This is a genomic window from Mycobacterium sp. NPDC049093, from assembly GCF_040704635.1.
In the GTDB taxonomy this organism is placed as follows: domain Bacteria; phylum Actinomycetota; class Actinomycetes; order Mycobacteriales; family Mycobacteriaceae; genus Mycobacterium.
Genome location: NZ_JBEZJS010000002.1, coordinates 189,487 through 205,785, shown reverse-complemented (window position 1 = coordinate 205,785; position 16,299 = coordinate 189,487). Strand labels below are relative to the sequence as shown.

15 protein-coding genes are annotated in these 16,299 nt (G+C 66.2%); 8 read left to right on the top strand and 7 right to left on the bottom strand.

What is annotated here, in order from left to right; translation table 11 throughout:
* Positions 1-71 precede the first annotated feature (71 nt).
* The gene (locus tag AB0876_RS06515) at positions 72-1,607 is read left to right on the top strand and encodes an amino acid permease (protein WP_526041530.1); all 1,536 of its coding nucleotides are present in this window, start codon (positions 72-74) and stop codon (positions 1,605-1,607) included.
* Positions 1,608-1,623: 16 nt separating this feature from the next.
* Positions 1,624-1,869 carry a hypothetical protein gene (locus AB0876_RS06510; protein WP_491841969.1) on the top strand — a complete coding sequence of 82 codons (246 nt, stop codon included), beginning with the start codon at positions 1,624-1,626 and terminating at the stop codon, positions 1,867-1,869.
* Here the strand turns inward: AB0876_RS06510 and AB0876_RS06505 are convergent.
* On the bottom strand, positions 1,849-2,751 hold the full coding sequence (locus tag AB0876_RS06505; RefSeq protein WP_526041529.1) for an alpha/beta hydrolase: 903 nt from the start codon (positions 2,749-2,751) through the stop codon (positions 1,849-1,851). The genes AB0876_RS06510 and AB0876_RS06505 overlap by 21 nt on opposite strands.
* Before the next feature lie 143 nt (positions 2,752-2,894).
* Positions 2,895-5,057 carry an acyl-CoA dehydrogenase family protein gene (locus AB0876_RS06500; RefSeq protein WP_526041528.1) on the bottom strand — a complete coding sequence of 721 codons (2,163 nt, stop codon included), beginning with the start codon at positions 5,055-5,057 and terminating at the stop codon, positions 2,895-2,897.
* A gap of 124 nt (positions 5,058-5,181) precedes the next feature.
* Between AB0876_RS06500 and AB0876_RS06495 the strand changes: the two genes are divergently transcribed.
* The 5 genes from AB0876_RS06495 (at position 5,182) to AB0876_RS06475 (ending at position 10,604) form a co-directional block, all read left to right on the top strand.
* Complete coding sequence (locus tag AB0876_RS06495; RefSeq protein ID WP_526041527.1) at positions 5,182-6,408, top strand: alpha/beta hydrolase; 1,227 nt, start codon at positions 5,182-5,184, stop codon at positions 6,406-6,408.
* Between the two features lie 27 nt (positions 6,409-6,435).
* Entirely contained in the window at positions 6,436-7,854 is a 1,419-nt protein-coding gene (locus AB0876_RS06490; protein ID WP_526041526.1) for a WS/DGAT/MGAT family O-acyltransferase, read from the top strand.
* Between the two features lie 152 nt (positions 7,855-8,006).
* Positions 8,007-8,762 carry a DUF6891 domain-containing protein gene (locus AB0876_RS06485; RefSeq protein ID WP_526041525.1) on the top strand — a complete coding sequence of 252 codons (756 nt, stop codon included), beginning with the start codon at positions 8,007-8,009 and terminating at the stop codon, positions 8,760-8,762.
* Positions 8,763-8,831: 69 nt separating this feature from the next.
* Positions 8,832-9,020, top strand: a complete 189-nt coding sequence (locus AB0876_RS06480) for a ferredoxin (protein ID WP_166907787.1) — start codon at positions 8,832-8,834, stop codon at positions 9,018-9,020.
* 75 nt (positions 9,021-9,095) lie between these two features.
* On the top strand, positions 9,096-10,604 hold the full coding sequence (locus AB0876_RS06475; RefSeq protein ID WP_526041524.1) for a GMC family oxidoreductase: 1,509 nt from the start codon (positions 9,096-9,098) through the stop codon (positions 10,602-10,604).
* 5 nt (positions 10,605-10,609) lie between these two features.
* On the opposite strand, the gene AB0876_RS06470 is transcribed toward AB0876_RS06475, so the two are convergent.
* Genes AB0876_RS06470 through AB0876_RS06450 form a run of 5 tightly spaced genes read right to left on the bottom strand, consistent with a single transcriptional unit; the run spans position 10,610 to position 14,959 of the window.
* Positions 10,610-11,455, bottom strand: coding sequence for a TauD/TfdA dioxygenase family protein (locus AB0876_RS06470; protein ID WP_491841975.1), 846 nt, complete (start codon positions 11,453-11,455; stop codon positions 10,610-10,612).
* 29 nt (positions 11,456-11,484) lie between these two features.
* The gene (locus AB0876_RS06465; protein WP_491841976.1) at positions 11,485-11,820 is read right to left on the bottom strand and encodes a hypothetical protein; all 336 of its coding nucleotides are present in this window, start codon (positions 11,818-11,820) and stop codon (positions 11,485-11,487) included.
* A 2-nt stretch (positions 11,821-11,822) separates the two neighbouring features.
* Entirely contained in the window at positions 11,823-13,088 is a 1,266-nt protein-coding gene (locus AB0876_RS06460) for an aromatic ring-hydroxylating oxygenase subunit alpha (RefSeq protein WP_526041523.1), read from the bottom strand.
* Positions 13,089-13,143: 55 nt separating this feature from the next.
* A complete protein-coding gene (locus AB0876_RS06455) occupies positions 13,144-13,887 on the bottom strand; it encodes an SDR family NAD(P)-dependent oxidoreductase (protein ID WP_526041522.1) in 744 nt (247 codons plus the stop codon).
* A 7-nt stretch (positions 13,888-13,894) separates the two neighbouring features.
* Entirely contained in the window at positions 13,895-14,959 is a 1,065-nt protein-coding gene (locus AB0876_RS06450) for a 2Fe-2S iron-sulfur cluster-binding protein (protein WP_526041521.1), read from the bottom strand.
* Between the two features lie 230 nt (positions 14,960-15,189).
* Here AB0876_RS06450 and AB0876_RS06445 point away from each other — a divergent pair, with 230 nt between their 5' ends.
* On the top strand, positions 15,190-16,287 hold the full coding sequence (locus tag AB0876_RS06445) for a fatty acid desaturase family protein (protein ID WP_526041917.1): 1,098 nt from the start codon (positions 15,190-15,192) through the stop codon (positions 16,285-16,287).
* Positions 16,288-16,299 lie beyond the last annotated feature (12 nt).

Genomic DNA, 16,299 nt, shown 5'->3' with positions numbered 1-16,299 from the left:
TATGCCTTAGGTTCGCACTGTGGCCCAGGCCACATCGAGCATCCACTGTTACCTGGAAGGTATTCCGCTAGATGACCGAACAAGTTGTCGCAAAGAGCGAATCTGCAGCTCACGATGTACAGCGACTAAAGCGCAACGCCGTCGGGACGGTCGGCGTCATCTTCATGGCGGTGGCGACGGCAGCACCGATCACCGCAATGGTCGGCAATGTCCCGATCGCAGTTGGCTTCGGAAATGGTTCACACGCCCCGGCCGGCTACATCGTGGCGACGGTCGTCCTCGGCCTCTTCGCCGTCGGCTACGCGACCATGGCCAAGCACATCACCACCACCGGCGCGTTCTACGGCTACATCTCCCACGGCCTCGGCCGCATCGTGGGGATGGCTAGCGGCGGGCTGATCACCATGGCCTACGTGGTGTTCGAGGCCTCGCTCATCGGGATCTTCTCGTTCTTCTTCCAGAACTTCATGCAATCCCAGCTCGGTGTCCATATCCACTGGATCATCCCGGCGCTGCTGATGCTGGTGATCAACGCGGCCCTGACCTACTTCGACGTCAACCTGACCGCCAAGGTGCTCGGCGTGTTCCTGGTGACCGAGATCGTGATGTTGGCGCTCGGCGCGGTGGCGGTGCTGTTCAAGGGCGGCGGCCCGCAGGGATTCGCGATCGCCGAGACCATCAACCCGATCGGCGCCTTCTCTCCGGCAGCTGGAATCGCCGGTGCCAGTGCCGGATTAGGCTTGTTCTTCGCATTCTGGTCATGGGTCGGGTTCGAGTCGACCGCGATGTACGGCGAGGAGTCGCGTAACCCCAAGAAGATCATTCCCCGCGCCACGATGCTGAGCGTCGTCGGTGTCGGCGTGTTCTACGTGTTCGTGTCCTGGATGGCGATCGCCGGCACCGGCCCGCAGCACGCGGTGGAACTCGCACAGGATTCGGCCACGTCCTCGGAGATCTTCTTCGCCCCGGTGCGGAATGCCTACGGCGAATGGGCCATCACGGTGTTCAACATCCTGCTGGTCACCGGATCGTTCGCCTGCGGGATGGCATTCCACAACTGCGCCTCGCGCTATCTGTACGCGCTCGGCCGTGAGGGTCTGTCCAAGGGGCTGCAGAAGACCATCGGCTCAACACATCCCACGCACGGTTCGCCCTACATCGCCTCGTTCGTACAGAGTGGCATCGCGCTGGTGATCATCCTGGCCTTCCTGTTCGCCGGAATGGACCCCTACGTGCACATGTACACGCTGCTGGCGATTCTCGGGACGATGGCGATCCTGATCGTGCAGTCGCTGTGTGCGTTCTCGGTGATCAGCTACTTCCACATCCGCAAGAACCACCCGGTGTCCAAGCACTGGTTCAAGACGCTGATCGCCCCCGGCCTCGGCGGGATCGGCATGCTCTATGTCGTGTACCTGCTGTGGGAACACAAGGACGCCGCCGCGGGGACGGCGTCGGGCACCCTGCTGTTCAAGCTGACGCCGTGGATCGTGGTGGGCGTCTTCGTCCTGGGCGCGGGAATGGCCACCTACTTCAAGCTGCGCGATCCGCGCCGCTACGAGTTGATCGGCCGGATCGTGTTCGAGGACAACGTTGTTCGAGACTGATGCGTTCGACAGGTAGATGGACTCCTTCGAGCGTGTCCTGCTGAAGTTCGTCCTCGCGTGGGCTCCCTACGGTGGTCCGCGCGAGGACGACGTCTGGCTCGAGTTCGGGATGACCGCCGAGCAGTTGTGCGCCCGGTTCGCCGGCATCGTCTCCGGTCAGGTGCCCAGGGTCAGGGCGCTGTCGGCGGCGGACCGGTCACTGCTCGGACTGGCCTGCCGGCATCTGCGCGAGCAGCGTCTATCAGGCGAACGCCGCGCGTAGGCGCTCACACTGGCTGGCCATGAAGGCTTGGGCCACCGGTGTTTTCGCGGCAATCTGGTCGAATCCGTGGAACGCCCCGTACACCTGTTCCACCTGGCAGTCGACCCCGGCGGCCCGAAGGCGCTCGGCATAGGCCATGTCCTCGTCGTGGAACAGGTCCAGTGTTCCCACCCCGATCCAGGCCGGCGGCAGGCCGGCCAGATCGTCACGACGTCCCGGCACCGCGGTGGCCGGGTCGGCATCGCCGAGGTAGGCCGACCAGCCGAACTTGTTGCTTCCCTGCGTCCACAGTCGGTGGCCGGGATTCTCCAGTTCCGGTCCCACCGAGCGGTCGTCGAGCATCGGGTACACGAGTATCTGTGCGGCAAGGGACACCTCGCCGCGGTCACGAGCCAGGAGCGCGAGGGCGGCAGCCAATCCGCCGCCCGCACTGGCACCGGCTATCGCCACCTTCGAGGCGTCGACCGCGGGCAGCGCGGCGAGCCATTTCAGTGCCTCGTAGCAGTCCTCCAACCCGGCCGGGTAGGGGTTCTGCGGCGCCAGTCGGTATTTGACCGCCGCCACTGTGATGCCGAGTTCCCTGGCGAAGCGTCGGCACAGGGCGTCGTCCTGCGCCGGGCTCCCCAGCACGTAGCCGCCGCCGTGGATCCACAACAGCGCCGGCGCCGGTGCGGTGACCCCGGTAGGCCGGAACAGCCGCACCCCGACACCAGAGCTCAAGGTGAGCACCTCGACGTCGTCGGGTGTCTGCCGGTTCTGCAACCCCGTCAACCGCTGGAGCAACGGCAGGGAACGCCTGGTCACCAGCTGACGCGGGATGAACCGGGCGATGCGTTCGAGGTCCGGGTGGAACGCGGGCCGGGCGCCTGTGCTTGAGGTCACAAATACCGTTCTACCCGGTGATCTCGAGGCCATGTCAAGCAGGCCCTCCGTCCGTCCATTCGTGCCGTTTCCACGCCCGGGTTGTGCGTCGCGTCGCACCGCGACCCGCAGGTAGAAATCGGTGCGCCAGCGCTAAGCGGGCACTACTTCAGCAGCGGGTCGCGGGGCAGGCCGAGGATGCGCTCGGCGATGGTGTTTCGGGTGATCTCGGAGGTCCCGCCGGCGATGGTCATGGCCCGGTTGCCCAGATAGGCCCGGGTCAGCTTCGGCGTCTGCCCGGTCACCCCGGCCGTGCCGACCAGATCCATGCCCAGCTCGGTCAGATGCTGGGAGTGTTCGGCCACCAGCAGCTTGGTGACGTTGCCCTCGGGTCCGGGCTCCGCACCGGCGATGGCCCGGCTCACCCGGCGCAGGTTCAGCAGGGGCAGCGTGTGGCCCACGGCGATCACCTCGCCGGCGCGCCGCACGTAGCGGGCCCCCTCGGGATCCGCGTCGATCAGGGCCACCAGTTCGTCGGCGTCGAATCCGGTGGGCGCCGCCGAGCCGCCGCCGATCGAGATGCGCTCGTTGCCCAGGGTGGCGCGCGCCACCAGCCAGCCCTTGTTCACATCGCCGACGACATCTTCGTCGGGGACGAACACGTCGTCGAAGAACACCTCGTTGAAGTGTGCGTCACCGGTCAGCCCGCGCAACGGATTCACCGTCACCCCAGGGGCTTTCATGTCGATCGCCATCATGGTGACGCCGGCGTGCTTGGGTGCATCGGGGTCGGTGCGCACGGTGGCCAGGCCCCACTGACAGTGCTGGGCCAGGCTGGTCCACACCTTCTGACCAGTTACCCGCCAGCCGCCGTCGACCTTCTTCGCCGCGGTGCGCACGGCGGCGGCATCCGAACCCGCACCCGGCTCGGAGAACAGCTGGCACCACATCACCTGACCGCGCAGCACCGGCTCCACCCAGCGCTCGCGCTGATCGTCGGTACCGGCCTGGGCTATGGTCAGGGTCACCCAGCCGGTGATGCCCATGTCTGCGCGCTCGATGTCGGTGAATTCTTCCTCGATCACCAACTGTTCCAACACATCTGCGGCACGGCCATACGGCTTGGGCCAGTGCGGCACCAGGTAGCCGGAATCCACCAGGTAGTCGCGGCGCTTGTCCTCGGGCAGCGCCCGCACTGCCGATGCCGCGGCCTGCGCGTCCTGGCGATACTGCTCGGCGTCTTCGGGCAGTGTGAAGGACGCCCCGTGCGCCTGTCCGCTGCGCTGGCCGTCGACGACGTCGATCAGCGGATCGGCGCCGTCGCCGAGTACCGCGGCCAGGGTCCTGGCGCGTCGCAGGTACAGGTGCGCGTCATGCTCCCAGGTGAAGGCGATGCCGCCGTGCAGTTGAACGTTGGTCTCGGCGCAGAAGATCTGGGCCCGGATGGCGTGGGCGGCGGCCACCGCGGCGGCGAACGGGGCTCCGTCGAGGTTGTCGGCGCGGGCGGCGTCCCACACCGCTGCGGTGGTCTGTTCGGCGTCGACGAGCATGTTGGCCGCGTGGTGTTTGACGGCCTGGAAGGTACCGATGGTGCGACCGAACTGCTCGCGCACCTTCGCATACTCGACCGCCATGTCCAGCGCGGCCCAGGACACACCGACCGCCTCAGCCGAGCCGAGGATCCGGAACACCGTGCGGGCCCCGCGTGCGGCCCCACGCAGGATCCGGCTCTCGTCGACCGCCACCGCGCGCAGGTCCACCGCGCCGATGCTGCGGGTGGTGTCCAGGGAATCCTCTGCGGTGACGGTGATTCCGTCGGAAACGGCGTCGAGGACGACGATGTCGTCCCCGGCGGCCAGCACGAGTACCTGCGCATCGGGGGCGCCCAGTACCGCACGGGCCTGCCCGCCGAGGAGTCCGTCGGCGCCGATGCTCACCGAGCCGGCCAGTCCGAGTGCCGCCACCGTCGTTCCCTCGGCGAGGCCCGGAAGCAGTTCGGCGCGAACGGAATCCGGTGCATAGCGGTCGATGACCACCGAGGCGGACACGGTGGGCAGGAACGGACCCGGGCACAGTTCGCGTCCGGCGACCTCGGCCACCACCGCGAGTTCGGGCAGGCCGAAGCCCGAGCCCCCGTACTCCTCGGAGAGGGCGAGTCCGTTCCAGCCGAGCCCGGCGCCGGCCGCCCAGATCTCGTAGGGATAGCTGCCCGCCTTCTCCAAGGTGGCGCGGGCGGCTGCGCGGCTGTCGAGGCGGTTCAACTGCCCGAGTGCAGCATCGGCGAGGTCCAGGTGCTCTTCGGTGATGGCCAGCGCAGACTTAGTCATGGTTAGCGAAGCTAACGGGGGTTATGCGGCTAAGTCGACGTGATGCAGGTCACAATTCGACGCCGGGTGGACAAGTCGGCGAAGTTGTCGCCTGAGTCAATAGGCTGCGGGGTACGCTCGCGCAATGACGGCACGACCGGATAACCGGTACCCCGCACCGACGCTCGCTGATCGAGCGAAATGGTTGCTGCATGCCAAGCCTTCCGACCATATGCTGGCGCTTAGCGTGGCATCGGCTTCGCTGCCCGTCGTGGGCAAGCACCTAGAACCGCTCGGCGCCCTCACCGCCATGAGCGTGTGGGGATTCCGCCACCTGCCCGAGTTCGTCGCCTCCTCGGCGAAGTCCTGGTTCGCCCCGGACAACAGCGAGTTGCGGAAGTCGGAGCGGGAACAGGCCAACGCCGTCGCCCAGGAGGCGCTGCGCGGCGTGGTGTCGCCGGCCGACCTGGCCATCGACTGGCCGGCTCCCGACAGCGTGGCGCCGTTGTGGCACACCTACGAGTACCGGCGCGACGTGTACCGGACCTCGGTGCGCTACGGCGACGACCCGACCCAGCTGCTCGATGTGTGGCGGTCCAAGGATCTGCCCAGCGCTGCCCCCGCTCCCGTCCTGTTGTTCGTACCGGGCGGTGCCTGGGTGCACGGCGGCCGGATCCTGCAGGGCTACGCGCTGTTGTCGCATCTGGCCCAGCAGGGCTGGGTGTGTCTGTCGATCGATTACCGGGTGGCCCCGCATCATCGCTGGCCGCGGCACATCACCGACGTCAAGGCCGCCATCGCCTGGGCGCGGGCCAATGTGGACAAGTTCGGCGGCGACCGCAACTTCGTCGCTCTTGCGGGCTGCTCGGCCGGCGGCCATCTGGCCGCGCTTGCCGGGCTCACCCCGAACGACCCGGATCTCCAGGGGGACCTGCCGGAGGGCGCCGACACCTCGGTCGATGCCGTCGTGGGCATTTACGGGCGCTACGACTGGGAGGATCGCTCCACCGAGGAGCGGGTCCGCTTCGTCGACTTCCTGGAACGGATCGTGGTGGGCCGCAAGCTCGATCGATATCCGGAGATCTTCCGGAAGGCCTCACCGATCGCGCAGATCCATCCCGATGCGCCGCCGTTCCTGGTCATCCACGGCACCGGCGACAGTGTCATCCCGGTCGCGCAGGCACGCAGTTTCGTCGACAAGCTCAAAGCGGTGTCGCGGGCCGCGGTCAGCTACCTCGAGTTGCCCGGCGCCGGACATGCCTTCGACATGACGGACGGGGCCAGAACCGGGACGATGGCTACGGCAATCGGCTTGTTCCTCAACCAGATTCACCGAAACCGGGCGATGGACGAGGCTAAAGCGGTCATATAGACGTTTCCACACCTGGGGAGGGGCACCGTGAAGCGGTTGAGTGGGTGGGACGCGTTCCTGCTGTATACAGAGACGCCCAACGTGCATATGCACACGTTGAAGATCGCGGTCATCGCGCTCGACGACATGGGTGAGCGGACTTTCGGGATCGACGAGTTCCGGGAGGTGATCCGCGGGCGGCTGCACAAGCTGGACCCGTTCCGCTATCAGCTCGTCGACATTCCGTTCAAGTTCCACCACCCGATGTGGCGGGAGAACTGCGACGTCGACCTGGAGTACCACGTGCGGCCGTGGCGGGTACGGGCGCCGGGCGGACGTCGCGAACTTGACGAGGCCATCGGTGAGATCGGCAGTACGCCGCTGGACCGCAGCCGGCCGTTGTGGGAGATGTACTTCGTCGAAGGCCTGGCCGACGGGCGCATCGCCGTGGTCGGCAAGATCCACCACGCCCTGGCCGACGGGGTCGCCTCGGCCAATCTCCTGGCCCGCGGGATGGACCTGCGCGACGGCCCGGACCGCGACGACGACTCGTATGCCACCGATCCAGCGCCGAGCAAGTCCGAACTGGTGCGCTCGGCGTTCGCCGATCACATGCGCCAGCTCGGCCGGCTGCCCGGGACCATGCGATACACGGCCAAGGGGTTCGGGCGGGTTCGACGCAGCAGCCGCAAGCTGTCGCCCGAGTTGACCCGGCCGTTCACCCCGCCGCCCAGCTTCATGAACCACATCCTCGACGAGAAGCGCCTGTTTGCCACGGCCACACTGGCATTGGCCGACGTCAAGGAGACGAGCAAGAAGCTCGGGGTGACGATCAACGACCTGGTGCTGGCCATGTCGTCGGGGGCGCTGCGCACGTTGTCGCTCAAATACGACGGCAAGGCCGACCATCCGCTGCTGGCCTCGGTGCCGATGAGCTTCGACTTCTCGCCGGACCGCATCTCGGGGAACCGCTTCAGCGGTGTGCTGGTGGCGCTTCCGGTGGATGTCGCCGACACCGCCGAGCGGGTGCAGCGTGCACACGATGCGGCTGCGCTGGCGAAGGAAAGCCATCAACTGATCGGTCCGGAACTGATCGCGCGCTGGGCCGCGTACATGCCGCCGGCGCCGGTCGAGGCTGCGTTCAAATGGCTGTCCCATCAGGACGGCCAGAACAAGGTGCTCAACCTCAACATCTCGAACGTGCCGGGACCGCGGGAGCGCGGCAAGGTCGGCGGTGCCACCGTCACCGAGATCTATTCGGTCGGGCCGATCACGACGGGCAGCGGGCTGAACATCACGGTCTGGAGCTACGTCGATCAGCTCAACATCTCGGTGCTCTCCGACGATGCCACGGTTGACGATCCGCACGAGGTCACCGACGGCATGGTCGAGGAATTCCGCGAAATTCGCAGGGTCGCAGGGCTTTCGGAGAAGTTGACCGTGGTCGAGTCTGCGATGCCGCAGTAGGTGCGTAGGTAGGCAGACGGCTCTCCCTGCACCGCGAGCGTGCGTGTTTGTCTGCCGAAACGCCGTGCAGCAGCGACAGTTGCCGCACCCTCGCGCATTCGCAGACCGGCAGGGGGTGCCGAATAAGCCGGCCAAAGGGAAGGATTCCACCCATGGACATCGGGGACTCGAGGTCCGGCGATCTCGCCGAGCTACAGGAGGAGATCAGGCTTCGACTGATCGCCGGGTTCTGGGACTACCGCGACTTGCTGGACTGGGTATCCGATTCCGAAGTGCTGCAGCCTGACGACGCGGCGCTCCTGGTGGGATCGATGTGGGATGAGCGGGTGGCCGAGCAGGCCGCCTGGCTCGACACCGGTGATTACGGACGGCTGAAGGACGCGTTCACTCAGCTGGAATCGGAGGGCATCCTCGGCCGGATGTGCTTCTCCTGTTGCATGACCTGTGGCACCAGCGAGATCGATGACGAGCGCACCCTCAATCCGAATCCGCCGGACTGGTATCGCTACCGCGAGTGGGCCTACACCTTCTTCCACGAGCAAGATGCACTGCGGCTCGGTGAATACCCGCCGCAATTGGCATTGGGATACAGCTCTTTTCGTGCGCATCCCGACTTGCCGGAGGCATTGGTCCAGGCGTCCTACGACGGCGACGAAGCGGCGACCGAGGAGGTAAAGGACCGTACCGACACCATGGTGGGGCAGCGAATCGTCGCAGTGGCCGAGAGTTTCGGTCTGACTACGTACTGGTCGGGGTCACGCCGCGAACGCATCGAAGTGGAGATCAAGGAGTGGCGCAAGCCGCTGTCACCCCGCGCGGCCGACGTGTCGCAGGAGCCGAACCGGAGCTGGGCGGCGCCGGTGCGGTGGCTGGGCGGTCTGTTGAAACCGCGTGGCGACGGTTTCTAGGGCCGCGGGTGCCCATCAGAGGTAGTATTTCTACAAATAAATCTTGGAGAAACTCCTCGGGAGGTTGCCGTGCGCGTCGAAGTCGACCTGGACCGTTGTGAAGGCAATGCGATCTGCGAGAAACTCGCGCCGCAGCTGTTTGAACTCGACGAGGACGACTACTCGGTCGTGAAGCTCGATCCGGTGCCGGCCGAGTTGGAAGCACTCGCCGCTCGTGCGATAGAGGAATGCCCGCGCGCGGCACTGCGGCGCGGCTGACCGGGTCCTCTATGCCTGTCGGTCAAATGGTCGATCCGCCCGCGCATCTCGGGAGAACTGGCTAGCCTCCGTGGCATGCCTGCCGCCGACATTGCCGATTTCATCGTCGTCGGTGCGGGTTCGGCCGGATCGATCGTGGCAGCCCGGCTGGCGTCGGCAGGTGCCGATGTGGTGCTGATCGAGGCCGGCGGCACGGATCACCGGCCCGACGTCCGCGTACCGACCGGGATTGCCTCGCTCTACATGACGGCGAACTGGAAACACCAGTGCGCACCCGACCCGAGCAAGGGCGACATCGCCGAGCACTTCCCCGGTGGCCGCATCATCGGCGGCAGCGGGTCGATCAACGCCATGGTCTACGTGCGTGGACGCGCTGCCGACTACGACGGTTGGTCCGAGGCTGGATGCGCGGGTTGGTCGTTCGATGTGGTTTTGCCGCATTTCAAGGCGATCGAGAACTGGGTCGGCGGCGGTGACGAGTATCGCGGCGACGCCGGCCCGATTCCGGTGTCGTGGTGTGGGCACCACCATGCGGTTGACGAGGCGTTCATCGCTGCCGCCGCCGAGGCCGGACATGACCTCAACCCGGACCAGAACGGCCGGTCGCAACTGGGCGTGTCCCGAACCCAGGTCAACCAGCGCCGGGGCCTGCGGGTCTCCTCGGCACGTGGCTTCCTCCGATCGCTGCCCCGAGATCGACGGCCGCGGCTGCTCGCCAGGACGACGGTGTCACGGGTACTCATCGAGAACGGTCGAGCCGTCGGCGTCGAGTGCGGGGGTCGCAAACTTCTTGCCCGCCAAGAGGTTATCTTGAGCGCGGGCGCCATCGGCTCGCCGGCGCTGCTGTTGCACTCGGGTATCGGGCCCGCAGGCGCCGTACTCGACCTTCCCGGCGTCGGCGAGAACTTCCAGGACCACCTGGTCGGCACTCAGTTCTGGGAATCGAAGGTGCCCACGGCAAATACGCTCGGCCCGATCAGGGCGCTGAGGGGTGTCGGCTCACTGCTGCTCGGTGGCACCGGCATACTCACCATGTCGCCGTTCGAAGCCCAGATCTTCACCGACGATTTCCAAATCGCGGTCAGCCCCATACATTACGAGCTCGACGGGAGCACGGGGCGCACGGCCATCGAGCGCGTCGACGGGTTCACCGTCTACACCGTGCTCATGCATCCGAAGACCCGGGGCCGGGTCGGACTGCACGGCGGGAAGCCTCGGATCGAATTCGAGCGGTTGGGCGACGGGGACGACATCGATCGGCTGCGCAAGGGGATGAGCCACGCCCGTGACGTCGTCGAGGGAGCCTCGGCGATGAGAGGCATTGCGGGCGCGTACCTGAACACCGGCGATCAGGATCACGCATGGCTGGCCCGACGGGAGACCAGCATCGGCCATGCGGTCGGAACGTGCCGCATGGGTACCGACGACGCGTCGGTCGTGGACCCCGAGTTGCGCGTGCACGGCATCGACGGGCTCCGCGTCATCGACGCATCCGTCATGCCGACACTGACTTCGGGCAACACCAACGCGCCCACCATGATGATCGCCCACCGCGCCGCCGATCTCGTACTGCGCGGCGCCTGACGGGGTTACTGGATCGGCTCGTCGCCGAGCACCGTGGTGCGCAGCATGTGGCGGGGGGAGTTGGGTTCGTACGGCGCGGCGCGGTGCAGAACTCCCTGGTTGTCCCAGATGACGGTGTCGCCGACCGACCATTTGTGGCTGTACACCTTGTCTGCGGTGGTGGCGTGGGCGAGGAGCTCGGCGAGCAGGGCCCGGCCCTCGTCTCGGTCCATCCCGACGATGTAGTCCGCCGAAGCGCCCAGTACCAAAGACTTTCGCCCATTGCGGTGCGTCCATACCAGCGGGTTCTCGTGGGTGGGCCGGGCCTGCCAACGGCTCAGTTGATCGGGCGTCGGATCCGGATAGACCCGCCGCTGCGACGCTTCCAGGGAGTGGACCACCCGCAGCCCGCGATAGCGCTCCTTCTCGGCCGCATCGAGCGAGTCGTAGGCCGCATAGGTGTTCGCGAACTCGGTTTCACCTCCCCGTGCGGCGACCTCCAAGGCCGACAGCACCGTCGCCTTCTGCGGGCATTCGTCGTGCATGGGGGTGCACCCGTCGATATGCCAGTCGAACGTCGCCTTGAGGTATTCGGCGGCCTTGTTCTTCGTCTTGTCCAGCGTGATCGGGTAGATCCCCGAGACCGGGTGATGGCCGTCTGCCGAGCGGTCGATCTCGCCGAGGCGCTGTGAGAAAGCCACTTGGGCTTCGGGATCCAGATGCAGGTCGTGGAACACCAGCACCCCGTTGTCCTCCAGGGCGTCGAGCACCGCGGCTCCCAGGCTGTCGTCGGTGCCCAGGCGTTCGGGGTCGACGCCGACAACCTCGGCGCCCACCGAAGTGGTCAGCTTGTTGATGGTCAACACACTCATCGGGTGCGTCCTTTCGGTGTTCGGTGGTGTTACGGCCGTGGCTCGCCGGTGCGGATCATCACGGCGTCGGCGGAATCGGTCGGCGCCGGTTGGTGCATGATCTCCACCGACATGGCGACCATGATCAGCGAATAGATCAGGTGCAGCAGGTTGAGCGCATCGTCGGGAATGTCGTCGAGCGGAAACTTGTCGCAGTACTCGATCGCTTCCTCGACGCGCGGGAAGAAGGCGTCGTAGAACTGATGCATCTCCGGCATGGTGCTGGCCAGGCGACGATCCCACCGTTCGGTCTCCGTTGGCAGGCACCAGATCTCGGCGTAGGGCTCCAGCTCGGCGAAGGCGCTGGGGAGTCGGGGCGAGGTCATGCTCATGCTCCCGCCGCCGTGCGGTCGCGCTGATAGTCCTCGACCCAGTCGACCGCCATCTTGTGCAGGTGCCGCACCAGGATCTCCTGATCGTTGAGCGGGTACTCGTCGATGACGTCGTATTCGAGCGCGGCCTGGGTGCCGCCGAGCATGCCGGCGTCCTGCAGGGCGAACTCCTTGAGCACCACGGCGGCCACCTCGTGCTCGACCCGCTCCCGCACCGTGCGGGCCGGGTGGAAGTAGGTGAACGCCTCGAAACGGTGGGTGTTGTGCGAGGTCGGCCAGTAGCGATACAGCAGGTACCAGCCGCCGTAGACCAGGATCTCCAGGTTGGGGAAGATCTGGAAGTTGCTGATGCCCCACGGTTCGATGTTGCCGGGGTTGAGCCCCGCCGGGAGCTCACCGATGTCCGGGGTTCGCCAGGGTCCCACCAGTCCGCTCTGGGTGGCGCGTTCGATCGGGTACATGTACTCGGGTGCCAGCAGCCAGCGCCGGGTGCCGGCCGTCGAGACCAGCCGGTGTGGGCCGTCGAGCTGGAAGTGTCCACAGGTGAAGCCGGCGTTGGGATCCCGAACCTCGGGCGGCACCTGCTGGGTGTGCAGCGACGGCACGTGGTAGTACTCCTGGAAGGCGTCGGCGAAGATCTTCCAGTTGCTGTTGTTGTGCGCCACCCAGTCGTAGCGCTCGGTGAGTCTCCCGAACGGGTAGTCGTCGAGTGCGGTGACCATGGGGCCGAGGAACTCGCGCAGGGTCTGGCGTGGCTCGCGGTCGAAGTTGACGAACACGAAACCAGCCCAGACGTCGCAGTGAACGGGGACCAGGCCGTAGTCATCAGGGTTCAGGTCGGTGAAGCGGTCGGCGTCGGGCAGCGATACCAGCCTTCCGTCCAGGCCGTAACGCCAGCCGCAGTGTCGGCATTCGAACTCAGCTCCGGTACTGCGTAATTCGGTGGCGCGGAAGTCCGGGGGCACCAGCGTGTGCCCGCGCCTGCGGCACAGATTGTGGAAGGCGCGGATACCGCCGTCGTGGTCTCTCACCAGAAGCAGCGACGCTTCGGCGGCCTCGATCTGCCGGGTGATGAAACTGCCGACCTCGGGCGTCTCCTCGACCCGGCTGATGTTGAGCCAGGCCCGCTTGAAGATGGCCTCCCGCTCCAGGGCATAAAACTCTTCGGAGATGGAGTCCCGGAACGGGATCGGACCCGTACCCAGATCGGGATAGTGTTCGGTCCAGGAGCCCTCAGCCGGCTTGGGCCACTTGGTTGCCATGTGAACCTCCGTGTGACTAGTGCGTTTTGGGACTGCTCGGACGGCTCGGGAGCCGTTACATCACGGCGCCGCCGTTCACCCCGAGGGTTTGGCCGGTGATGAAACCGGCCTCCTCGGAGCACAGGAACCCCACGGCGGCAGCGATATCCGCACCGGTGCCGAGCCGGCCGAGCGGGATGTTGGCGGCGATCGTCTCATTGGGCGGCAGGTAGCCCGCGGCTTGCGACTGGTGCTGCATCGGGGTCTCGATACCCGATGGTGGGATGTTGTTGACCGTGATGCCGTGCGCGGCGTATTCGCGCGCCAGCGATTTCGTCAGGGTCAAGAGAGCGCCTTTGGAGGCGGCGTAGTGGGCTGCGAACGGGGTGCCGCGCTGCGCGCTCGACGAGGAGATCATCACGATACGACCCCACCCCGACTCGACCATGTCCGGCAGGGCCACCTGGCAGCAGCGGAACGTCCCGCTCAGATTCACGTCGATCATCTGGGCCCAGGACTGTTCGGTGATGTCGGCGAACGAGGCGTACCCGAACATGCCCGCGCTCGTCACCAGGACGCCGACCGGCCCGAGCTCGCTGCGCACCTTGCCGAAGGCCTCTTCCACCGCGGCCCGGTCGGTGATGTCGGCGCCGACCGCGAAGGCGGTGGCGCCGGCCGACCGCAGGTCGTCGGTGACGCGTTGGGCGGCATCGGCATTGACGTCGAGCACAGCGACCTTGTGGCCGCGTCGTCCCAACTCGTGGCACGTCGACTCACCCATTCCTGACGCCCCGCCCGTCACCACGGCGACCCTGCTCATACTTGCTTTACTCATAGACCACTCTCACTCGGCGGCTGGTGGGCAGCGCCTGGCACGTCACCACCCACCCCTCGGCAATCTCGTCGTCGTCGAGGGCATCGTTGTTGAGCATGCGCGCGCTGCCCTCGACCACCTGAGCCATACATGTTCCACACGAACCGGTTTCGCAGGAGGACGGCGCCTTCAGGCCGGCCAGGCGCGCCGTCTGCAGCAGGGTGTTGCCCGCTCGGTACGGCGCGGTGATCGTGCTGCGGCCGAGTTCGATGGTCACCTCTTCGGTGACCACGGGTTCGGTCAGGTCGGGCGGTGGGATCGCGGCGACGCTGAACCGCTCCAGATGCACCTGCTGCCTGGGGATTCCGAAGTCGAGCAGGACGCGTTCGACGGTGTCCATGAACGGGGCGGGTCCGCAGACGTAGTAATCGGTTTCAGTCTGGCTGTCGTCGGCGATGAAGTCAGCGATGTGTTGCGGCGAGACGACGCCGTCCAGATCGTCGAGATGATGGTGCACCTCAACGCGCTCGCTGTGGCTGTCGACGAGGGCGGCCAACGCCTCCCGGAAGATCACCGAGTCGAGATTGCGGTTGGCGTAGAACAGTCGAGTCCTGCGGGTGGTGGCGGCCAGCGCCGACTGCACCAACGAGAACACGGGGGTGATGCCGCTGCCGCCGGCGAAGGTGACGACGTTGCGTTCGCTTGAGGTGAGGACAAAGCGGCCCTCGGGTGGTGCGATGTGCAGTTCATCGCCGATGCCCACGGTGTCGTTGACCCAGTTGGAGACCAGGCCGTTGCGATCACGCTTGACGGTGATCCGCAGATCGGGATCGACGGCCGGCGACGACGACATCGAGTAGCACCGACGGTGTTCGGCCCCATCGATTCTCGCCCGGATGGTAACGAATTGCCCTGCCTCATAACGGAACTGATCTCGGTTCGGCTCGGGTATGTCGAGAACCAGGGACACCGCGTCGGAGGTCTCCCTGATCACCTGCTTGATCGGCACGGGGGTGAACCCGTCGGCGTCGATCACGTCGGCGGATTCCATGCGGGGTGTCGTAGTCGATGTCTCCATCGCGGCCAACAATATCAAGTACTTGTCATTAATCTCAAGTGGTAGATATCAACGTCGGTATGGCGGCATGGCCGACTCCGGTCGATACGCGCGGGCCGCACGTCTGCGCCGCCATTTTGCCTGGTGGGCGCGCTCGATTACCCGTCGGTAAGTCTGAGGCTCTAGGCTGCGGTCCGACGCTCGCGGTGATTGTGCCGCTCTACCTGCCGCACCACCCCGAGGACACCTTGATGGCGATCGCCGATGTTCCCGCCTACCTGCATCTCAGCAGTGAGGATGTCGAAGAGATCGCCTATGAACTCGACGTCATCCGCCGAGACGTCGAGGAGTCCCTCGGGGCGCAGGACGCGGCCTACATCCGGCGGGTGATCCATTTCCACCGCGCGCTCGACGTCGCGGCGCGACTGACGATCGCCGGCACCCGGTCGAAGACCGGATGGTTGGTGGGCACGTGCGCACTGGCATATGCGAAGTCCATCGAGAACATGGAACTCGGCCACAACATCTCCCACGGCCAGTGGGACTGGATGAACGATCCCGAGATCCACTCCAACACCTGGGAGTGGGACATGGTCGGACATTCCGCGCAGTGGCGGTACTCGCACAACTACCGGCACCACGTGTACAGCAACGTGCTCGGGATGGACGAGGACATCGGCTACCGCCTGCATCGGGTCACCACCGACCAGCCGTGGCGCTGGGTCCACTTGGCGACCCCGGTGCGAAACCTGGTGCTGGCCGCGATGTTCGAGTGGGGCATTGCCCTGCACGGCCTGCACTCCGAGCGTCTGCGCCACGAGACGGCAGACGGTCTGGCCGTGGAGAAGCGGAAGTTCTTCGGCAAGATCGCCCGCCAGCTGAGCAAGGATTATGTGGTCCTGCCCGCCCTGAGCCTGCGCCGGTGGCGCCGGACCCTGGCAGCCAACATCACCGCGAATGTGGTCCGGAACCTGTGGGTGTACGTGAACATCATCTGCGGGCACATCCCCGACGGCGCCGAGACGTTCGACCCTGCGGTGGTGACCGACGAGACCAAAGGCGAGTGGTATCTGCGGCAGATGGTCGGGACCGCAAACTTCAACGCGAGCCGGCTGCTGGCGTTCTCAGGCGGTCACCTGTGCTATCAGATCGAGCATCACCTGTTCCCCGACCTGCCGAGCAACCGCCTTCCCGAGGTCAGCGTTCGCGTACGGCAACTGTGCGACAAGTACGACCTGCCCTACAACACGGCATCGCTTCCGCGCCAGTACTTCCGGACGCAGCGGATCATCCACGGGTTGGCGTTTCCCGACTGGATGCTGAGCATCGGCCGCCGACGCCGCAACTAGGCCTCGCCGCCC